This is a genomic window from Streptomyces sp. NPDC101490, assembly GCF_044767145.1.
Classification (GTDB): domain Bacteria; phylum Actinomycetota; class Actinomycetes; order Streptomycetales; family Streptomycetaceae; genus Streptomyces.
In genome coordinates this window covers 1-14,224 of the sequence record NZ_JBIWNI010000021.1, presented here as the reverse complement: position 1 = coordinate 14,224, position 14,224 = coordinate 1, and the positions used below count along the sequence as shown (strand labels likewise).

Sequence of the window (14,224 nt, the reverse complement as noted above, 5' to 3'; positions counted from 1 at the left end):
CTTTCGCACCTCCTTTGAGCTGGAGTTTCGTATGCGCACGACCGCTGCCGTGGCCGCCGCCCTCGCGGTGACCGGTGCCGCCCTCAGCTGGGCCCCCGTCGCTTCCGCCACGACCACGACGGAGTGCGTGACGAATCCGCTCGGCATCGCCGGCCACTACGCCGAGTTCGTCGAGAAGGACTCCGTCCGGCACTCGGACTCCGAGGGCGCGGTCGCCGTCGGCGGTGACGCCACCTTCGGCGACCCCAAGCGGCCCTCGGGCTTCTCCATCGGCCACAAGCTGACCGGAGCCGACCTCGCCCGGCTGCCCGGCGGCCACAGCCTCGTCGTCGGCGGCACCCTGTACGCCAACCAGGTCGTCCTCGACAACGGCACCGGCATAGCCGGGAAGGTCGTCAACCGCTCCACGCCCGGCCAGGGCTTCGGCGTCGACGGCGACAAGGTCAAGGAGGGCTCCTCGCCGATCGACTTCGGCAAGGAGTTCACCGAACTGCGCGCGCTGTCCACCGGCTGGGCGGGCGTCAAGCCGAACGGCGAGGCCGCCGTGGACGGCAGGAGCCTCCTCCTCACCGGCACCGACGCCCGGCTCAACGTCTTCGCGGTGAGCGCCGCCGACCTGCAGAAGGCGGGCGAGATCTACGTGAAGGTGCCCACCGGCGCCTCCACCCTCGTGAACGTCGTCGGTGGCTCGTACGACATGCACACCCGCCCCACCTCCAGCGTCTGGCTCTGGGACGCGCAGGTGAAGAACTTCGTGATCGACGACTACGCCTCCGGGAGCGCCGACTTCAAGGAGGTCCGCTCCAAGCTGCTGTGGAACTTCCCCGAGGCCACGAGCGTGAAGAAGAACTACACCTCCTGGCCCGGCACGATCCTCGCGCCCAACGCCGCCGTCTCCATGGGCAGCACGGCCTACGGCCCCGGTCACGTCAACGGCTCCGTCATCGCGGGTTCCCTCGACACCGTCCCCGGCGCCGAGACCCACCAGATGAACTTCACCGGCTGCCTCCCCAAGGAGACGAAGCCGGGCCCGGTCGTCTCCCCGGAGCCCCCGAAGCCCACCGAGACCACCGTCCCCACCCCGACGGCCACCACCCCCTCGGCCACCCCCAGCGAGGGCGGCGCGACGCCGAGCGCCTCCGAGACGCCGGGCGGCTCCGCCTCCCCGTCCACCCCGGCCGCCCCCGGCGAGTCCACCAGCGCCCCGGCCGCGACGCCGACCCCGGCGCCGTCCGCCACCCCGGAGGGTGATCTCGCCTCGACCGGTTCGGCCATCGGACCGGGCGTGATCGCCGCCGCCGCGGCCGCCGTCCTCGTCGGCGGAGGCTTCCTGGCCTTCGCAAAGCGCCGCCGCCGCACCTCCTGAGCGGTGACGTGTCTCGGCCATCCGCACGACGAACTCCTGACGGGGTGCTGACGCCACAACGAGGATGTGGCTAACATCACGCCAACGCCGGCAGTGCAGCCGGGCCGTCGAGGAGGTGCGTGTGCGGTCTGCCCGGGATTCACGTGGTGGGAAAGTGGGCGTATGCGGGATCCGCACCTCCTGGAACACCGTCGGGGACGGTGAGTTCTTCTGCGAGGAGTGCGGAGGCGATCGCAACTACCGGCGGCGCACCGGCCGCCGCCGGTTCGCCGTCCTCGGGGTGCCGGTCCTGCCCCGCGGGTGTACGGGGCCGGTCGTCGAATGCGCCGCGTGCCACACGCACTTCGGCACGGAGGTGCTGGACTCCCCGACGACCGGCAGGTTCTCCGCGATGCTGCGGGACGCCGTGCACACCGTCGCCCTCGCCGTCCTCGCGGCGGGCGGCACCGATTCGCGCGAGGTCCTCGACCGGGCCGTGAGCGCGGTCAGGTCCGCGGGATTCGCCGAGTGCACGGCCATCCAGCTCGTCGACCTCGTGGCGGCCCTGGAGGCCGACACCGGGCGTTTCATGCCCGAGGTGAACCCGGAGGGCGCGCTCCTCGCGATCGAGCTCCACGAGGCCCTGGAGCCGCTCACACCGCACCTGGCGCCCGCCGGGCGGGAGGCGCTGCTGCTGGGGGCCGCCCGGATCGCCCTCGCGGACGGGATCTACAGCCCGGCCGAGCAGGAGGTCCTGGGCACCGTGGGGAACGCGCTCGCGCTCGCCCCCGACGACGTCGCCCGGCTCCTCGCCTCGGCCCGCACGGTGTCCTGACCGACGCCCCCAGGCACCGTACGGATGCGCACGAAGGCTCCGGCCCCCGGTCCCGCCCTCCCTCGGGAGGACGCGGCCGGGGGCCGGAGCCTTCGTGCGCACGGGGCCGGTCGGCCGCGCGCGGAGGTCAGCCGATGGCGCCGCTGGCGCGCAGCATGTCCTCGCGCTCGACTATCTTCACGCGCTCGCGGCCCTGCGGCTCGCCCAGCGCCTTCTCGGCGGCGTCCAGGGCGTACCAGCCCTCCCACGTCGTGTACGTGAGGCCCCGGCCCTCCAGGAAGGACACGACCGCGTCCGGCTCGGGGGTGGCGGGGGCGAGCAGCCGCCCGTTCGTGAAGTCGTCCAGGAGGTTCGCCACGGTCTCGTTGGCGTCGCCCTTGGTGTGGCCGATGAGGCCGACGGGGCCGCGCCGGATCCAGCCCGTGACGTACGTGGAGGCCAGGTGCTCGCCGGTCTCCTCGATCACCCTGCCGCCCTGGTCGGGGACGGTGCCGCTGGCGGTGTCCCAGGGCAGCTTGGGCAGCTCGTCGGAGAGGTAGCCGACGGCGCGGTAGACCGCCCGGACGTCCCAGTCGGTGGTGGCGCCGGTGCCCTTCACATTGCCCGTGCCGTCCAGTTCGGTGCGCTCGGTGCGCAGGCCGACGACCCGGCCGTCCTCGCCGAGGATCTCGACGGGCGACTCGAAGAAGTGCAGGAAGAGCTTGTGCGGGCGGTCGCCGGCGTCGCGGATCGCCCAGTTCTCCAGCGTCTTGGCGACCATGTCGGTCTGCTTGTTCTTGCGCCGCTCGGCGATCGAGCCCTCGTCGTAGTCGATGTCCTCGGGGTTGACGATGACCTCGATGTTCGGCGAGTGGTCCAGCTCGCGCAGCTCCATGGGGCTGAACTTGGCCTGGGCCGGGCCGCGACGGCCGAAGACGTGGATCTCGACGGCCTTGTTGGCCTCGAGGCCCTCGTGGACGTTGGCGGGGATCTCGGTCGGCAGCAGCTCCTCGGCGGTCTTGGCGAGGATGCGGGCGATGTCGAGGGCCACGTTGCCGACGCCGAGGACGGCGACCTTCTCCGCGTGGAGCGGCCAGGTGCGCGGGACGTCCGGGTGGCCGTCGTACCAGGAGGCGAAGTCGGCGGCGCCGTACGAGCCGTCCAGCTCCACGCCCGGGATGCTCAGCGGACGGTCGGCCATCGCGCCGGTGGAGAAGACCACGGCGTCGTAGAAGGCGCGCAGGTCGTCCAGGTGCACGTCGGTGCCGTAGTCGATGTTGCCGAAGAGGCGGACCTGCGGCTTGTCGAGGACCTGGTGGAGGGCGGTGATGATGCCCTTGATGCGGGGGTGGTCGGGGGCGACGCCGTAGCGGATGAGGCCGAAGGGGGCGGGCATCCGCTCGAAGAGGTCGATGGACACACCCGGCTCTGCGGCGGCCTCGGACTTCAGCAGCGCATCGGCGGCGTAGATTCCGGCGGGGCCGGCGCCGACGATCGCGACCCGGAGGGGGCGGGGCATGAGTGGGTTCCCTTCGCAAACGACGTGGCGGCGAAGCCGCCGACACTTAGGTCACCCTAAATATCGCACGGTGCGCTGCGGTACCCACCACCGGCCTATGGACCCATAAGGCGATCTTATGACTTCCCCAAGGGTGACTAGGCTTCGGAGGGTCTGCGGGGAGGCGCGGGCCGGGGCCGCCGTCGGCCTTTCCGTCCGGTCGGAGTGCGGTCGGAGTGCGTCCGGGGCGCGGTCGGGACCGGGTCCGTGCCCGGCCCGCGCCTGTTCCGCACCCGGTCCGCGCCGTTCGAAAAGCGCGTGAATTTTCTGCGCCCCATTCGATTTCCCGCACCGCATTCCCTCGCGGCTTTCGAATTGGCTGATCGAACAGGGCAACTGCCCTGAGCCCCACCGCACTTGCGTGACCTGCGGGTCTGTCGATTCCGCGGATGCGGTCCCGCTCTGGTGAGGCGAAGCGGGAAATGGATTCAGAAAGGCATACGTTGGTGGGAGAAGACACGGAGAAGGCGCCCACGGGGAGGAGAACCGGTCATGACACTGCCCATCGGGTCGTACGTCGTGGAGATCCGCACAGGGCGGGTCGGAAGGGTCATGGGCCACGAGGGCCCCTACGTCCAGGTCCGCCCGCTGGGCGGCGGACGCGAATGGGACGTCGAGCCCGAAGGCGTGCGGGAGGCCACCTCCGCCGAGCGGATCAGCGCGGCCACCGCGCACGCGAACGCGCGGAGCCGGGGCGAGGTGTCCTGACCGGACGCGGACCGGATGCCCGGGGCCGGCACCCCTTCCCGTAAGGACGGAGCCGGTACCCCTTCCCGTACGGACGGAAGAGAACTCGCCACTCGCGGTCCGGCCACCGCGACGGTCCCGTCCCCCTGGTCCCGGTACCCGCCTCCCGTACGCGAGAATGGGCCCATGAGTCTGTTCCGCGACGACGGCATCGTGCTGCGCACCCAGAAGCTGGGCGAAGCGGACCGCATCATCACCCTCCTCACCCGTGGGCACGGACGCGTACGGGCGGTGGCCCGGGGCGTCCGGCGGACCAAGTCCAAGTTCGGCGCGAGGCTCGAACCGTTCTCCCACGTCGACGTGCAGTTCTTCGCCCGGGGGAGCGAACTCGTCGGACGCACCCTGCCGCTCTGCACCCAGAGCGAGACCATCGCCCCCTACGGCGGCGGCATCGTCACCGACTACGCCCGCTACACCGCCGGCACCGCCATGCTGGAGACGGCCGAACGCTTCACCGACCACGAGGGCGAACCCGCCGTCCAGCAGTACCTGCTGCTCGTGGGCGGCCTGCGGACCCTCGCCCGGGGCGAGCACGCCCCCCACCTCGTCCTCGACGCCTTCCTGCTCCGCTCCCTCGCCGTGAACGGCTACGCGCCCAGCTTCGAGGACTGCGCCCGCTGCGGGCTCGACGGCCCCCACCGGTTCTTCTCGGTCGGCGCGGGCGGAGTCGTCTGCGCGGACTGCCGGGTGCCGGGAAGCGTCGTACCCTCTGCGGAGGCCATCGGCCTGCTCAGCGCGCTGCTCACGGGCGACTGGGCGACTGCGGACGCGTGCGAGCCGCGTCACGTCAGGGAGGGCGGCGGACTGGTGTCCGCCTATCTGCACTGGCACCTCGAGCGCGGCCTGCGCTCCCTGCGGTACGTAGAGAAGAGCTAGGAGATCCATCGCCATGGCCATCGCACGACGCGGAATCCTCGGACGGCAGCGCCGCGAGTACAAGCTCCCCGAGCCGCACCCGTCCGGCGCCCGCCCGCCGAAGCTCCCGTCGGAGCTGGTGCCGAACCACATCGCCTGTGTGATGGACGGCAACGGCCGCTGGGCCAAGGAGCGCGGCCTGCCCCGCACCGAGGGCCACAAGGTCGGCGAGGGCGTCGTCCTCGACGTGCTCAAGGGCTGCCTGGAGATGGGCGTCAAGAACCTCTCCCTCTACGCCTTCTCCACCGAGAACTGGAAGCGGTCGCCCGACGAGGTCCGCTTCCTGATGAACTTCAACCGGGACGTCATCCGCCGCCGCCGCGACGAGATGAACGAACTGGGCATCCGCATCCGCTGGGTCGGCCGGATGCCCAAGATGTGGAAGTCGGTCGTCCAGGAGCTCCAGGTCGCCCAGGAGCAGACCGTCGACAACGACGCCATGACCCTGTACTTCTGCCTCAACTACGGCGGTCGCGCCGAGGTCGCCGACGCCGCCAAGAAGCTCGCGGAGGACGTCGCCGCGGGCAGGCTGGACCCGTCGAAGGTCAACGAGAAGACCTTCCAGAAGTACCTGTACTACCCGGACATGCCGGACGTGGACCTCTTCCTGCGCCCCAGCGGCGAGCAGCGCACCTCCAACTACCTGATCTGGCAGAGCAGCTACGCCGAGATGATCTTCCAGGACGTGCTGTGGCCCGACTTCGACCGCCGTGACCTGTGGCGCGCCTGTGTCGAGTACGCCTCCCGCGACCGGCGTTTCGGCGGCGTGGACCCCGCCGACCTGGCCGTCCTCGACAAGGCCTGACCGTCCCCGCCGGGCCCCCGCCGGGCCCGGTTACGATCACCGCCGTGAGCGAAGCGACCGGCGACACCGCGTGGGACGGGCTCGAACTCGTCTACCCGCCCCTGTACGAAGACGTGAGCGAGGCGGTACGGATCAGGCTGCGGGCCGCCCCCTGGTGGCGGGCGCTGCGCTGGACGGCCCGCGGTGCCTGTGCGCTCGCCCTGGTGATCGCGGCCCTGGCCCTGCTGCCGTCCGAGCCGGAGCCGCGTACCGCGGCCCTGTTCGCCGGGCTCGGTCTGGTCGCCGTCCTCGCGGCGGAGCTGATTCCCGTGACGACCGCCCGGAGCGTCTTCCGGGCGGTGCGCGACCAGGGCGAGGGCCGGGCCCTGCTCGACGAGGACGGCGGGCGGTGGATCACCCGTGACACCGACACCGTCATCCGCTGGCCGATGCTGCCCCGGTACGTGGAGACGCCCCGGCTCTTCGTGCTCCTCACCGCCCGGGGGGCCTCCACCGGCTTCGCCTACCTGCCCAAGAGCGGGCTCGCCGGTCCGGCCGACGCCGACCGGCTGCGGGCGCTCCTGGACCGGCACCTCACCCGCGTCTGACAGACGTGCCCCGCTTCTGACGCGGACGTGCGTCGGGGCCCGTACCGACCCCGGTACGGGCCCCGACTACGTCAGGTCACTTCCGCGCGCACTCCGCGCAGGTGCCGAAGATCTCCACGGTGTGCGCCACGTTCACGAAGCCGTGCTCCGAGGCGATCGTCTCGGCCCACTGCTCCACCATCGGCCCCTCCACCTCGACGGCCTTGCCGCAGACGCGGCAGACCAGGTGGTGGTGGTGGTCGCCGGTCGAGCAGCGGCGGTAGACCGTCTCGCCCTCGCTGGTCCGCAGCGCGTCGACCTCGCCCGCGTCCGCGAGGGACTGGAGGGTGCGGTAGACGGTGGTGAGGCCGACCGAGTCGCCCCGGTGCTTGAGCATGTCGTGCAGCTCCTGGGCGCTGCGGAACTCGTCCACCTCGTTCAGGGCGGCCGAGACGGCGGCCCGTTGTCTGGTCGAGCGGCCTCGTACGGGGGGTCCTGCCGTCACCACGGGGGCCTCCTTGAATCCTTGTCTGCCCCCGCCATTCTGCCAGCACCCCGGCCCCCCGAGATCTGAGCGATCAGACCTTGACGTCGTCCGTCGGCCGTCGTGTGGGCGGAACCGGTACGTCACAGCCCGCCGCGGCCGCCTCGGCGGCCCGCGCCCGCCGTTTGGCGAGCGGCGTGGCGAGCAGCGTCAGCAGGACGAAGACCCCGATCGCGTAGAGGACGATCGTCGCGCCGGGCGGCACGTCCTGGTAGTACGAGGTGACCGTGCCCGTCAGGGTGACCACGACACCGGTCGCCACCGAGAGGACGAAGGTCGCGCGGAACGACTTCGTCAGCTGCTGGGCCGCCGCCACCGGCACCACCATGAGGGCGCTGACCAGGAGCAGGCCCACGACCCGCATGGCGACCGTGACGGTCACCGCGGCGGTGACCGCGATCAGCAGGTTCAGGGCGCGCACCGGCAGACCGGTGACCCGGGCGAACTCCTCGTCCTGGCTGACCGCGAAGAGCTGGCGGCGCAGGCCGACGGTGACCAGGACGACGAAGGCGGCGAGGACCGCGATCGCGGTGATGTCCTCGGAGGACACCGTGGAGAGCGAGCCGAAGAGGTACGAGCTGAGGTTGGCGTTGGAGCCGGTCGGCGACAGGTTGATCAGCAGCACGCCGCCTGCCATGCCGCCGTAGAAGAGCAGCGCGAGCGCGAGGTCGCCGCGGGTCTTCCCGTACGCCCTGATCAGCTCCATCGCCACCGAACCGACGACGGCGACCAGGGTCGCCATCCAGACGGGGCTGGAGTTGAGGAGGAAGCCGAGGCCGACTCCGGTCATGGCGACGTGGCCGATGCCGTCGCCCATCAGTGCCTGGCGGCGCTGGACGAGGTAGAGGCCGACGGCGGGGGCGGTGATGCCGACGAGCACGGCGGCGAGCAGCGCCCGCTGCATGAAGGCCGGTTCGAGGAATTCCATGTCAGGTCAGCAGTCCCGTGCGGAGCGGCTCACCGGCCGCGTGCGGATGTACGTGGTCGTGGCCGGGCAGGGCGTGCTGTCCGACGGCCTCCGGCGGCGGGCCGTCGTGGACGACACAGCCGTCGCGCAGGACGACCGCCCGGTCGATCAGCGGCTCCAGGGGGCCCAGCTCGTGCAGGACGAGGAGGACCGTGGTGCCGCCCGCGACCTGTTCGCGCAGGGTCGCGGCGAGGATCTCCTGGCTGGCGAGGTCCACGCCCGCCATCGGCTCGTCCATGATCAGCAGTTCGGGCTCGGAGGCGAGCGCGCGGGCGATCAGGACCCGCTGGTGCTGGCCACCGGAGAGCGCGGAGACGGAGTCCCGGGCGCGGTCGCCGAGGCCGACCAGCTCGATGGCCCGGTCGACGGCGGCGCGGTCGGCTCTGCCCGGCGGGCCGAACCTGCGGCGGGCGAGCCGGCCCGAGGCGACGACCTCGCGGATCGTGGCGGGGACACCACTCGCGGCCGTGGTGCGCTGCGGCACGTAGCCGACCCGGGCCCAGTCGCGGAACCGCTTCCGGTCCGTGCCGAACAGCTCGATCGTGCCACCGGTCAGCGGCACCTGGCCGATGACCGCGCGGACGGCGGTGGACTTGCCGGAGCCGTTGGCGCCGAGCAGGGCGACGACCTCGCCCCGGTGCACGGTGAGGTCGACGCCGCGCAGCACGGGCCGGGCGCCGAGGGCCGCGGAGGCTCCTCGGACGGAGATGACGGGTTCCGCGTCCATGGCGGACACCTCCTCGGGTGCGGGGGTCACTTGGCGCCGAGGGCCTTCTGCAGCGCGTCGAGGTTGGCGCGCATGACCTGGAGGTAGTCGTCGCCCTTCGACTTGTCCGTGATGCCTTCCAGCGGGTCGAGCACATCGGTCTTCAGACCGGTGTCGTCCGCGAGGGTCCTGGCGGTCTTGTCGCTCGCGAGGGTCTCGAAGAAGACGGTGCTGACCTTGTCCTTCTTCGCGATGTCCTGGATCTCCTTGATCCGGGCGGGGCTCGGCTCGGACTCGGGGTCGACGCCGGAGATGCCCTCCTGGTCCAGCCCGTACCGCTCGGCGAGGTAGCCGAAGGCGGAGTGGGTGGTGATGAAGGTCTTGGTGGTGGTGTTCTTCAGGCCGTCGCGGAAGTCGGCGTCCAGGTCGCCGAGCTTCTTCACCAGGGCGTCGGTGTTCTTCGTGTAGTCGGCGGCGTGGGCCGGGTCGGCCTTCGCCAGGGCGGCGCCCACACCGCGGGCGACCTCGGCGTACTTCACGGGGTCGAGCCAGACGTGCGGGTCGGTTCCGGCCTCGGAGCCGTGGTCGTGGCCCGCTTCCTCCGCCGCGTGGCCCTCCTCACCGTGCCCGTGGTCGTGGCCGGTGCTGCTGCCGTGGGTCTCCAGGGTGGTCAGGGTGGCCGCGTCGACCGTGTTCTTCACGCCGGCCTGGGCGATGGCCTCGTCGACGGCGGGCTGGATGCCCTTGAGGTAGAGGACGACGTCGGCGTCGCCGAGCTCGCCGATCTGCCGGGGCTTGAGCTCCAGGTCGTGGGGTTCGACGCCGGGCTTGGTGAGGGTGTCGACGGCGACGTGGTCGCCGCCTATCTGCTCGGCCAGGTACTGCATGGGGTAGAAGGACGCCACGACGTCCAGCCTGCCGCTGCCGCCCTTGTCGCCCTTGTCCGCCGTGTCGGAGATTCCGGTGCAGGCGGAGAGGGTGACGGCGCCGAGCGCGACGGCTCCGGCGAGGGCGGTGCTGGGTATCAGGCGGCGTACGTTCATGACAGTCATTTTCAACAAAACTGGAAACGATTGTCAATTGTCCTCAGGTGTGGGCCACCCCACGTCGCCACCCCACACCGTCGTCCCGCGCCCTCGCGCGGACCGCTCTCCGAACCGATTTGATACGGGGGGTACGGGCGCCGGTAACCTGTGGCATTCGCACTTCGTCGTCGTAATGAAGAGAGCACCGTGGCCGCCGACAAGATCGACACCATCGTCAGCCTGAGCAAGCGCCGTGGCTTCGTCTACCCGTGCAGTGAGATCTACGGTGGCCAGAAGGCCGCCTGGGACTACGGACCGCTCGGTGTCGAGCTGAAGGAGAACCTCAAGCGTCAGTGGTGGCGCTACATGGTCACCGCGCGCGAGGACGTCGTCGGCATCGACTCGTCGGTCATCCTGGCCACCGAGGTCTGGGAGGCCTCCGGTCACGTCGCCACTTTCAGTGACCCGCTCACCGAGTGCACCTCCTGCCACAAGCGCTACCGCGCCGACCACCTGGAGGAGGCGTACGAGGAGAAGCACGGCCGTCTCCCCGAGAACGGCCTCGTCGACCTGAACTGCCCCAACTGCGGCAACAAGGGCACCTTCACGGAGCCCAAGCAGTTCTCCGGCCTGCTCTCCACCCACCTCGGCCCGACCCAGGACACCGCCTCCGTCGCCTACCTGCGTCCCGAGACCGCCCAGGGCATCTTCACCAACTTCGGCCAGGTGCTGCAGACCTCGCGCAAGAAGCCCCCGTTCGGCATCGCGCAGATGGGCAAGTCCTTCCGGAACGAGATCACTCCGGGCAACTTCATCTTCCGCACCCGCGAGTTCGAGCAGATGGAGATGGAGTTCTTCGTCAAGCCGGGCGAGGACGAGCAGTGGCAGGAGTACTGGATGCAGCAGCGCTGGAACTGGTACACGGGCCTCGGTATGCGCGAGGAGAACATGCGCTGGTTCGAGCACCCGCAGGAGAAGCTCTCCCACTACTCCAAGCGCACCGCCGACATCGAGTACCGCTTCTCCTTCGGCGGCAGCGAGTGGGGCGAGCTGGAGGGCGTCGCCAACCGCACCGACTACGACCTGAACGCCCACTCCAAGGCTTCCGGTGCCAACCTGACCTACCTGGACCAGGAGTCCGGCGAGCGCTGGACGCCGTACGTCATCGAGCCCGCCGCCGGTGTCGGCCGCGCGATGCTGGCCTTCCTCCTCGACGCCTACACCGAGGACGAGGCCCCCAACGCCAAGGGCGTCATGGAGAAGCGCGCCGTGCTGCGCCTCGACCCGCGACTGGCCCCGATCAAGGTCGCGGTCCTGCCGCTGTCCCGGAACGCGCAGCTCTCCCCGAAGGCCAAGGGCCTGGCGGCCGACCTGCGCCAGAACTGGAACATCGAGTTCGACGACGCCGGCGCCATCGGCCGCCGCTACCGTCGCCAGGACGAGATCGGCACCCCGTTCTGCGTCACCGTCGACTTCGACACCCTCGACGACAACGCGGTGACCGTCCGCGAGCGCGACACCATGAAGCAGGAGCGCGTCTCGCTCGACCAGATCCAGAGCTACCTGGGCAGCCGTCTGCTCGGCTGCTGACCCGCCCCACGCTCACGGCGAAGCCCCCGGTCCCGGAAACGGACCCGGGGGCTTCGCCGTGCGGCGGGCGAACGAAGGCCTGGGCCGCCGGAAGGCTCAGGGTGGCGGAAGGGCCGACCGCCCATCCGGCGGACGGCCGGTGGCGGTGTCCCGTCGCGGTGTCGCGGTGGTGATGTCCCGGTCGTGGTGCCGTGCGGGCGGGGACCCGGGGTCAGGCGCGCAGGCCGCGGAGCAGGAGGTCCACCACGGCTTCGAACTCGGACTCGATTGTGGGGCGCCGCCACTCCGGGGCGTAGGCCGGGTCGTGGAAGCGGGAGGTCGCGTCGAACAGGGCGCGGGCCGTCGCCTCGGGGTCCTCGGCGCTGAACTCCGCGTCCCTCGCCCCCTCCTCGACGATCGACCGGACCTGGCCGATCAGGACGTCCACGTGCCGGTCGACCACCCCGCTGTTCTCGTCGATCAGCACCCCGTACGTGGCGAACAGCTCGGGGTCGCCGCCCGCCTTGTGCCGCTTGGCCTCGAAGAGGGTCGCGAACCAGTCGTGGAGCTTGGCACGCGCCGGTCGTCCGGCCGCCGTCGTCAGCGCGGCGAGGTCGGTCTCGGTGCGCGAGAGCCACCGCTCGGTCACCGCCTCGCGCAGCGCCGCCTTCGTCCGGAAGTGGCGGTAGACGCTGCCGTGGCTGACGCCGAGGACCCGCGCCACGTCCACCACGGTCGCCTTCGCCGGGCCGTAGCGCCGCAGCACCTCCTCGGTGGCTTCGAGGATGCGCTCGGCGGTCAGGGTCTCGGTGGCGGCCATGGAAGGACAGTACCCGCCGGTCAGCGCTCGCTGTCCAGGTGCGCCATCTGCGATTCCGGGTACCGCTCGCCCGCCGCCGCGCCCGCCGGGACGGCCTCCTCGATCGCTGCCAGGTCGGCCGCGTCGAGACGGACGTCCAGGGCGCCGAGCGCCTCCGCGAGCCGGTCCCGGCGCCGGGCGCCGACCAGCGGAACGATGTCCGCGCCCTGTCGCTCGCCCTGGGCGAGGACCCAGGCGACGGCGGTCTGCGCGACCGTGGCGCCCTTCGCCTCGGCGATCACTCTCAGCCGGTCCACCAGGTCCAGGTTCCGCTGGAGGTTCTCGCCCTGGAAGCGGGGGCTCATGCCCCGGAAGTCGTTCGCCGCCAGCTCCCGGTCCCGGGCGAAGTGACCGCTGATGAGCCCGCGCGACAGCACCCCGTACGCCGTGACGCCGATGCCCAGCTCGCGCGCGGCGGGCAGGATCTCCTTCTCGATCGACCGGGAGATCAGCGAGTACTCGATCTGGAGGTCGGAGACCGGGGTCACGGCCGCCGCCCGGCGCAGGGTGTCCGCACCGACCTCCGAGAGCCCGACGTGCCGCACGTGCCCCGCCTCGACCAGCTCGGCGATGGCGCCGACGGTCTCCTCGATCGGCACGTCCGGGTCCACCCGGGCGATCCGGTAGATGTCGATGTGGTCGAGGCCGAGGCGCTGGAGCGAGTACGCCGCGAAGTTCTTCACGGCGTCGGGCCGCCCGTCGTACCCCGAAAAGCCGCCCTCGACCGTGCGCAGCGCGCCGAACTTCACGCTGGTCAGCGCCTGCTCCCGGGCGCTCGCGGGGGCTGTTCGCAGCGCTTCGGCGATCAGCAGTTCGTTGTGCCCCATGCCGTAGAAGTCGCCCGTGTCGAGCAGGGTCACCCCGGCGTCCAGGGCCGCGTGGATCGTCGCGATCGACTCGGCGCGGTCGGCCTCGCCGTACAGCGCGGACATGCCCATGCAGCCGAGGCCGAGGGCGGAGACGCGGGGGCCGGTGGTGCCGAGCGGACGGGTGGGGACGGGGCTCTGGTTCGTGGTCATGGGACAACCATGGCATGTGCGATGACAGATTTCAATATCTGTCATTCGATCGAGTGGTCTGGAGGAAAACCGGATGTCCCCGCTGGAGGGGCGCCGGTAGCGTCGTCGGCATGTTCTCGTTCTTCCAGATCTACGAGTGAGCGCCGTCGTGAGCGGACCGCGTTGGACCACCACCCACCTCACCGACGGGAGAACACCGTGGCCAAGAGCCGCAACAACCTCCTCGGCGTCGGAGGGCAGCGCAAGAAGCTGTCCCGCGCCGACCAGCACGGCAACCCCCAGGGCCGCTCGGGCGTCCGCCGCACGGCGGACGACCAGAAGAAGGAGCTGCTGAGAAAGATGCGCGAGCGCGGCGCCCAGGCGACCGACGTGACCGGACTCCCGGCCGAGGACGCCGGACACCCGGCCGGACCGACCGGACACCTGGCCGAGGACGCCGGACACCCGGCCGCCGCCGACCTCGCCGACCCCGTTCGCCCCGGGGACCCCGCCGCCTCCGGCCGGGACTGACCTCCACCGGCCGCAGGCCGGCCGTCACCGCATGACGGGGGCCCGGGGCACTCCCGCCCCGGGCCCCTCCCCGGCCCGCTCCCTCCCCGGGCCCCTCCCGGCCCTCCCGGGCCCGGCCTCTCTTCGTCCCCTCCCGCGCACCGGGCCCGCCCGCTCGGGCCCGGCCCTTCGTTCAGGCCTAGGGCGTGTTTCAAAAGTGGCGCCGTCTGCCCGGAGGGCAGGCCTGGCGGCGTCTGGTGCGTGCGATCGCAAGGCGGAGGGTCGCCCCGATACTG

At 71.4% G+C, this 14,224-nt stretch carries 14 protein-coding genes and 1 pseudogene; 8 read left to right on the top strand and 7 right to left on the bottom strand.

All coding sequences use genetic code 11. The annotated features are described in order from the left end of the window. The first annotated feature begins 31 nt into the window (after window positions 1–31). Together ACIRQY_RS28475 and ACIRQY_RS28470 are read left to right on the top strand one after the other, a co-directional pair. Window positions 32–1,366 carry a choice-of-anchor A family protein gene (locus ACIRQY_RS28475; RefSeq protein WP_403930577.1) on the top strand — a complete coding sequence of 445 codons (1,335 nt, stop codon included), beginning with the start codon at window positions 32–34 and terminating at the stop codon, window positions 1,364–1,366. 121 nt (window positions 1,367–1,487) lie between these two features. Further along, a complete protein-coding gene (locus ACIRQY_RS28470; RefSeq protein WP_403930576.1) occupies window positions 1,488–2,180 on the top strand; it encodes a TerB family tellurite resistance protein in 693 nt (230 codons plus the stop codon). Between the two features lie 127 nt (window positions 2,181–2,307). On the opposite strand, the gene ACIRQY_RS28465 is transcribed toward ACIRQY_RS28470, so the two are convergent. Further along, a complete protein-coding gene (locus ACIRQY_RS28465; RefSeq protein WP_403930574.1) occupies window positions 2,308–3,678 on the bottom strand; it encodes an FAD-dependent oxidoreductase in 1,371 nt (456 codons plus the stop codon). A 531-nt stretch (window positions 3,679–4,209) separates the two neighbouring features. Here ACIRQY_RS28465 and ACIRQY_RS28460 point away from each other — a divergent pair. The 4 genes from ACIRQY_RS28460 (at window position 4,210) to ACIRQY_RS28445 (ending at window position 6,771) form a co-directional block, all read left to right on the top strand. After that, entirely contained in the window at window positions 4,210–4,425 is a 216-nt protein-coding gene (locus tag ACIRQY_RS28460; RefSeq protein ID WP_351789314.1) for a hypothetical protein, read from the top strand. Window positions 4,426–4,590: 165 nt separating this feature from the next. Then, entirely contained in the window at window positions 4,591–5,340 is a 750-nt protein-coding gene (recO, locus tag ACIRQY_RS28455; protein ID WP_351789312.1) for a DNA repair protein RecO, read from the top strand. 19 nt (window positions 5,341–5,359) lie between these two features. Beyond that, window positions 5,360–6,184: an isoprenyl transferase gene (locus tag ACIRQY_RS28450; protein ID WP_351789351.1), complete on the top strand. Its 825-nt coding sequence runs from the start codon at window positions 5,360–5,362 to the stop codon at window positions 6,182–6,184. Between the two features lie 44 nt (window positions 6,185–6,228). Next, complete coding sequence (locus ACIRQY_RS28445; RefSeq protein WP_403930572.1) at window positions 6,229–6,771, top strand: YcxB family protein; 543 nt, start codon at window positions 6,229–6,231, stop codon at window positions 6,769–6,771. Between the two features lie 76 nt (window positions 6,772–6,847). Here the strand turns inward: ACIRQY_RS28445 and ACIRQY_RS28440 are convergent, their stop codons facing one another. The 4 genes from ACIRQY_RS28440 to ACIRQY_RS28425 form a co-directional block, all read right to left on the bottom strand. After that, the gene (locus ACIRQY_RS28440; protein WP_351789307.1) at window positions 6,848–7,258 is read right to left on the bottom strand and encodes a Fur family transcriptional regulator; all 411 of its coding nucleotides are present in this window, start codon (window positions 7,256–7,258) and stop codon (window positions 6,848–6,850) included. Window positions 7,259–7,328: 70 nt separating this feature from the next. Then, window positions 7,329–8,222 (bottom strand): metal ABC transporter permease, encoded by an 894-nt coding sequence (locus ACIRQY_RS28435; protein WP_403930570.1) that lies wholly within the window; start codon window positions 8,220–8,222, stop codon window positions 7,329–7,331. Window position 8,223: 1 nt separating this feature from the next. Further along, the gene (locus ACIRQY_RS28430; protein ID WP_403930568.1) at window positions 8,224–8,988 is read right to left on the bottom strand and encodes a metal ABC transporter ATP-binding protein; all 765 of its coding nucleotides are present in this window, start codon (window positions 8,986–8,988) and stop codon (window positions 8,224–8,226) included. Window positions 8,989–9,014: 26 nt separating this feature from the next. Next, window positions 9,015–10,010 (bottom strand): metal ABC transporter substrate-binding protein, encoded by a 996-nt coding sequence (locus ACIRQY_RS28425; RefSeq protein ID WP_403930567.1) that lies wholly within the window; start codon window positions 10,008–10,010, stop codon window positions 9,015–9,017. A gap of 189 nt (window positions 10,011–10,199) precedes the next feature. Between ACIRQY_RS28425 and ACIRQY_RS28420 the strand changes: the two genes are divergently transcribed. Continuing rightward, the gene (locus ACIRQY_RS28420; protein WP_351789299.1) at window positions 10,200–11,582 is read left to right on the top strand and encodes a glycine--tRNA ligase; all 1,383 of its coding nucleotides are present in this window, start codon (window positions 10,200–10,202) and stop codon (window positions 11,580–11,582) included. A gap of 211 nt (window positions 11,583–11,793) precedes the next feature. Here the strand turns inward: ACIRQY_RS28420 and ACIRQY_RS28415 are convergent, their stop codons facing one another. Together ACIRQY_RS28415 and ACIRQY_RS28410 are read right to left on the bottom strand one after the other, a co-directional pair. Next, window positions 11,794–12,381 carry a TetR family transcriptional regulator gene (locus ACIRQY_RS28415; RefSeq protein ID WP_403930565.1) on the bottom strand — a complete coding sequence of 196 codons (588 nt, stop codon included), beginning with the start codon at window positions 12,379–12,381 and terminating at the stop codon, window positions 11,794–11,796. Window positions 12,382–12,401: 20 nt separating this feature from the next. After that, the gene (locus tag ACIRQY_RS28410) at window positions 12,402–13,439 is read right to left on the bottom strand and encodes an aldo/keto reductase (RefSeq protein ID WP_403930563.1); all 1,038 of its coding nucleotides are present in this window, start codon (window positions 13,437–13,439) and stop codon (window positions 12,402–12,404) included. Window positions 13,440–13,637: 198 nt separating this feature from the next. Between ACIRQY_RS28410 and ACIRQY_RS28405 the strand changes: the two are divergent. Continuing rightward, window positions 13,638–13,847, top strand: a pseudogene (locus ACIRQY_RS28405) (DUF6243 family protein); the annotation flags it as partial. Window positions 13,848–14,224 lie beyond the last annotated feature (377 nt).

Bases quoted from the DNA above. Each gene is read 5' to 3' on its own strand.
- ACIRQY_RS28425 (WP_403930567.1), bottom strand. From the start codon at position 10,010: ATGAACGTACGCCGCCTGATACCCAGCACCGCCCTCGCCGGAGCCGTC.
- ACIRQY_RS28410 (WP_403930563.1), bottom strand. From the start codon at position 13,439: ATGACCACGAACCAGAGCCCCGTCCCCACCCGTCCGCTCGGCACCACC.
- ACIRQY_RS28465 (WP_403930574.1), bottom strand. From the start codon at position 3,678: ATGCCCCGCCCCCTCCGGGTCGCGATCGTCGGCGCCGGCCCCGCCGGA.
- ACIRQY_RS28435 (WP_403930570.1), bottom strand. From the start codon at position 8,222: ATGGAATTCCTCGAACCGGCCTTCATGCAGCGGGCGCTGCTCGCCGCC.
- ACIRQY_RS28430 (WP_403930568.1), bottom strand. From the start codon at position 8,988: ATGGACGCGGAACCCGTCATCTCCGTCCGAGGAGCCTCCGCGGCCCTC.
- ACIRQY_RS28415 (WP_403930565.1), bottom strand. From the start codon at position 12,381: ATGGCCGCCACCGAGACCCTGACCGCCGAGCGCATCCTCGAAGCCACC.
- ACIRQY_RS28460 (WP_351789314.1), top strand. From the start codon at position 4,210: ATGACACTGCCCATCGGGTCGTACGTCGTGGAGATCCGCACAGGGCGG.
- recO (WP_351789312.1), top strand. From the start codon at position 4,591: ATGAGTCTGTTCCGCGACGACGGCATCGTGCTGCGCACCCAGAAGCTG.
- ACIRQY_RS28475 (WP_403930577.1), top strand. From the start codon at position 32: ATGCGCACGACCGCTGCCGTGGCCGCCGCCCTCGCGGTGACCGGTGCC.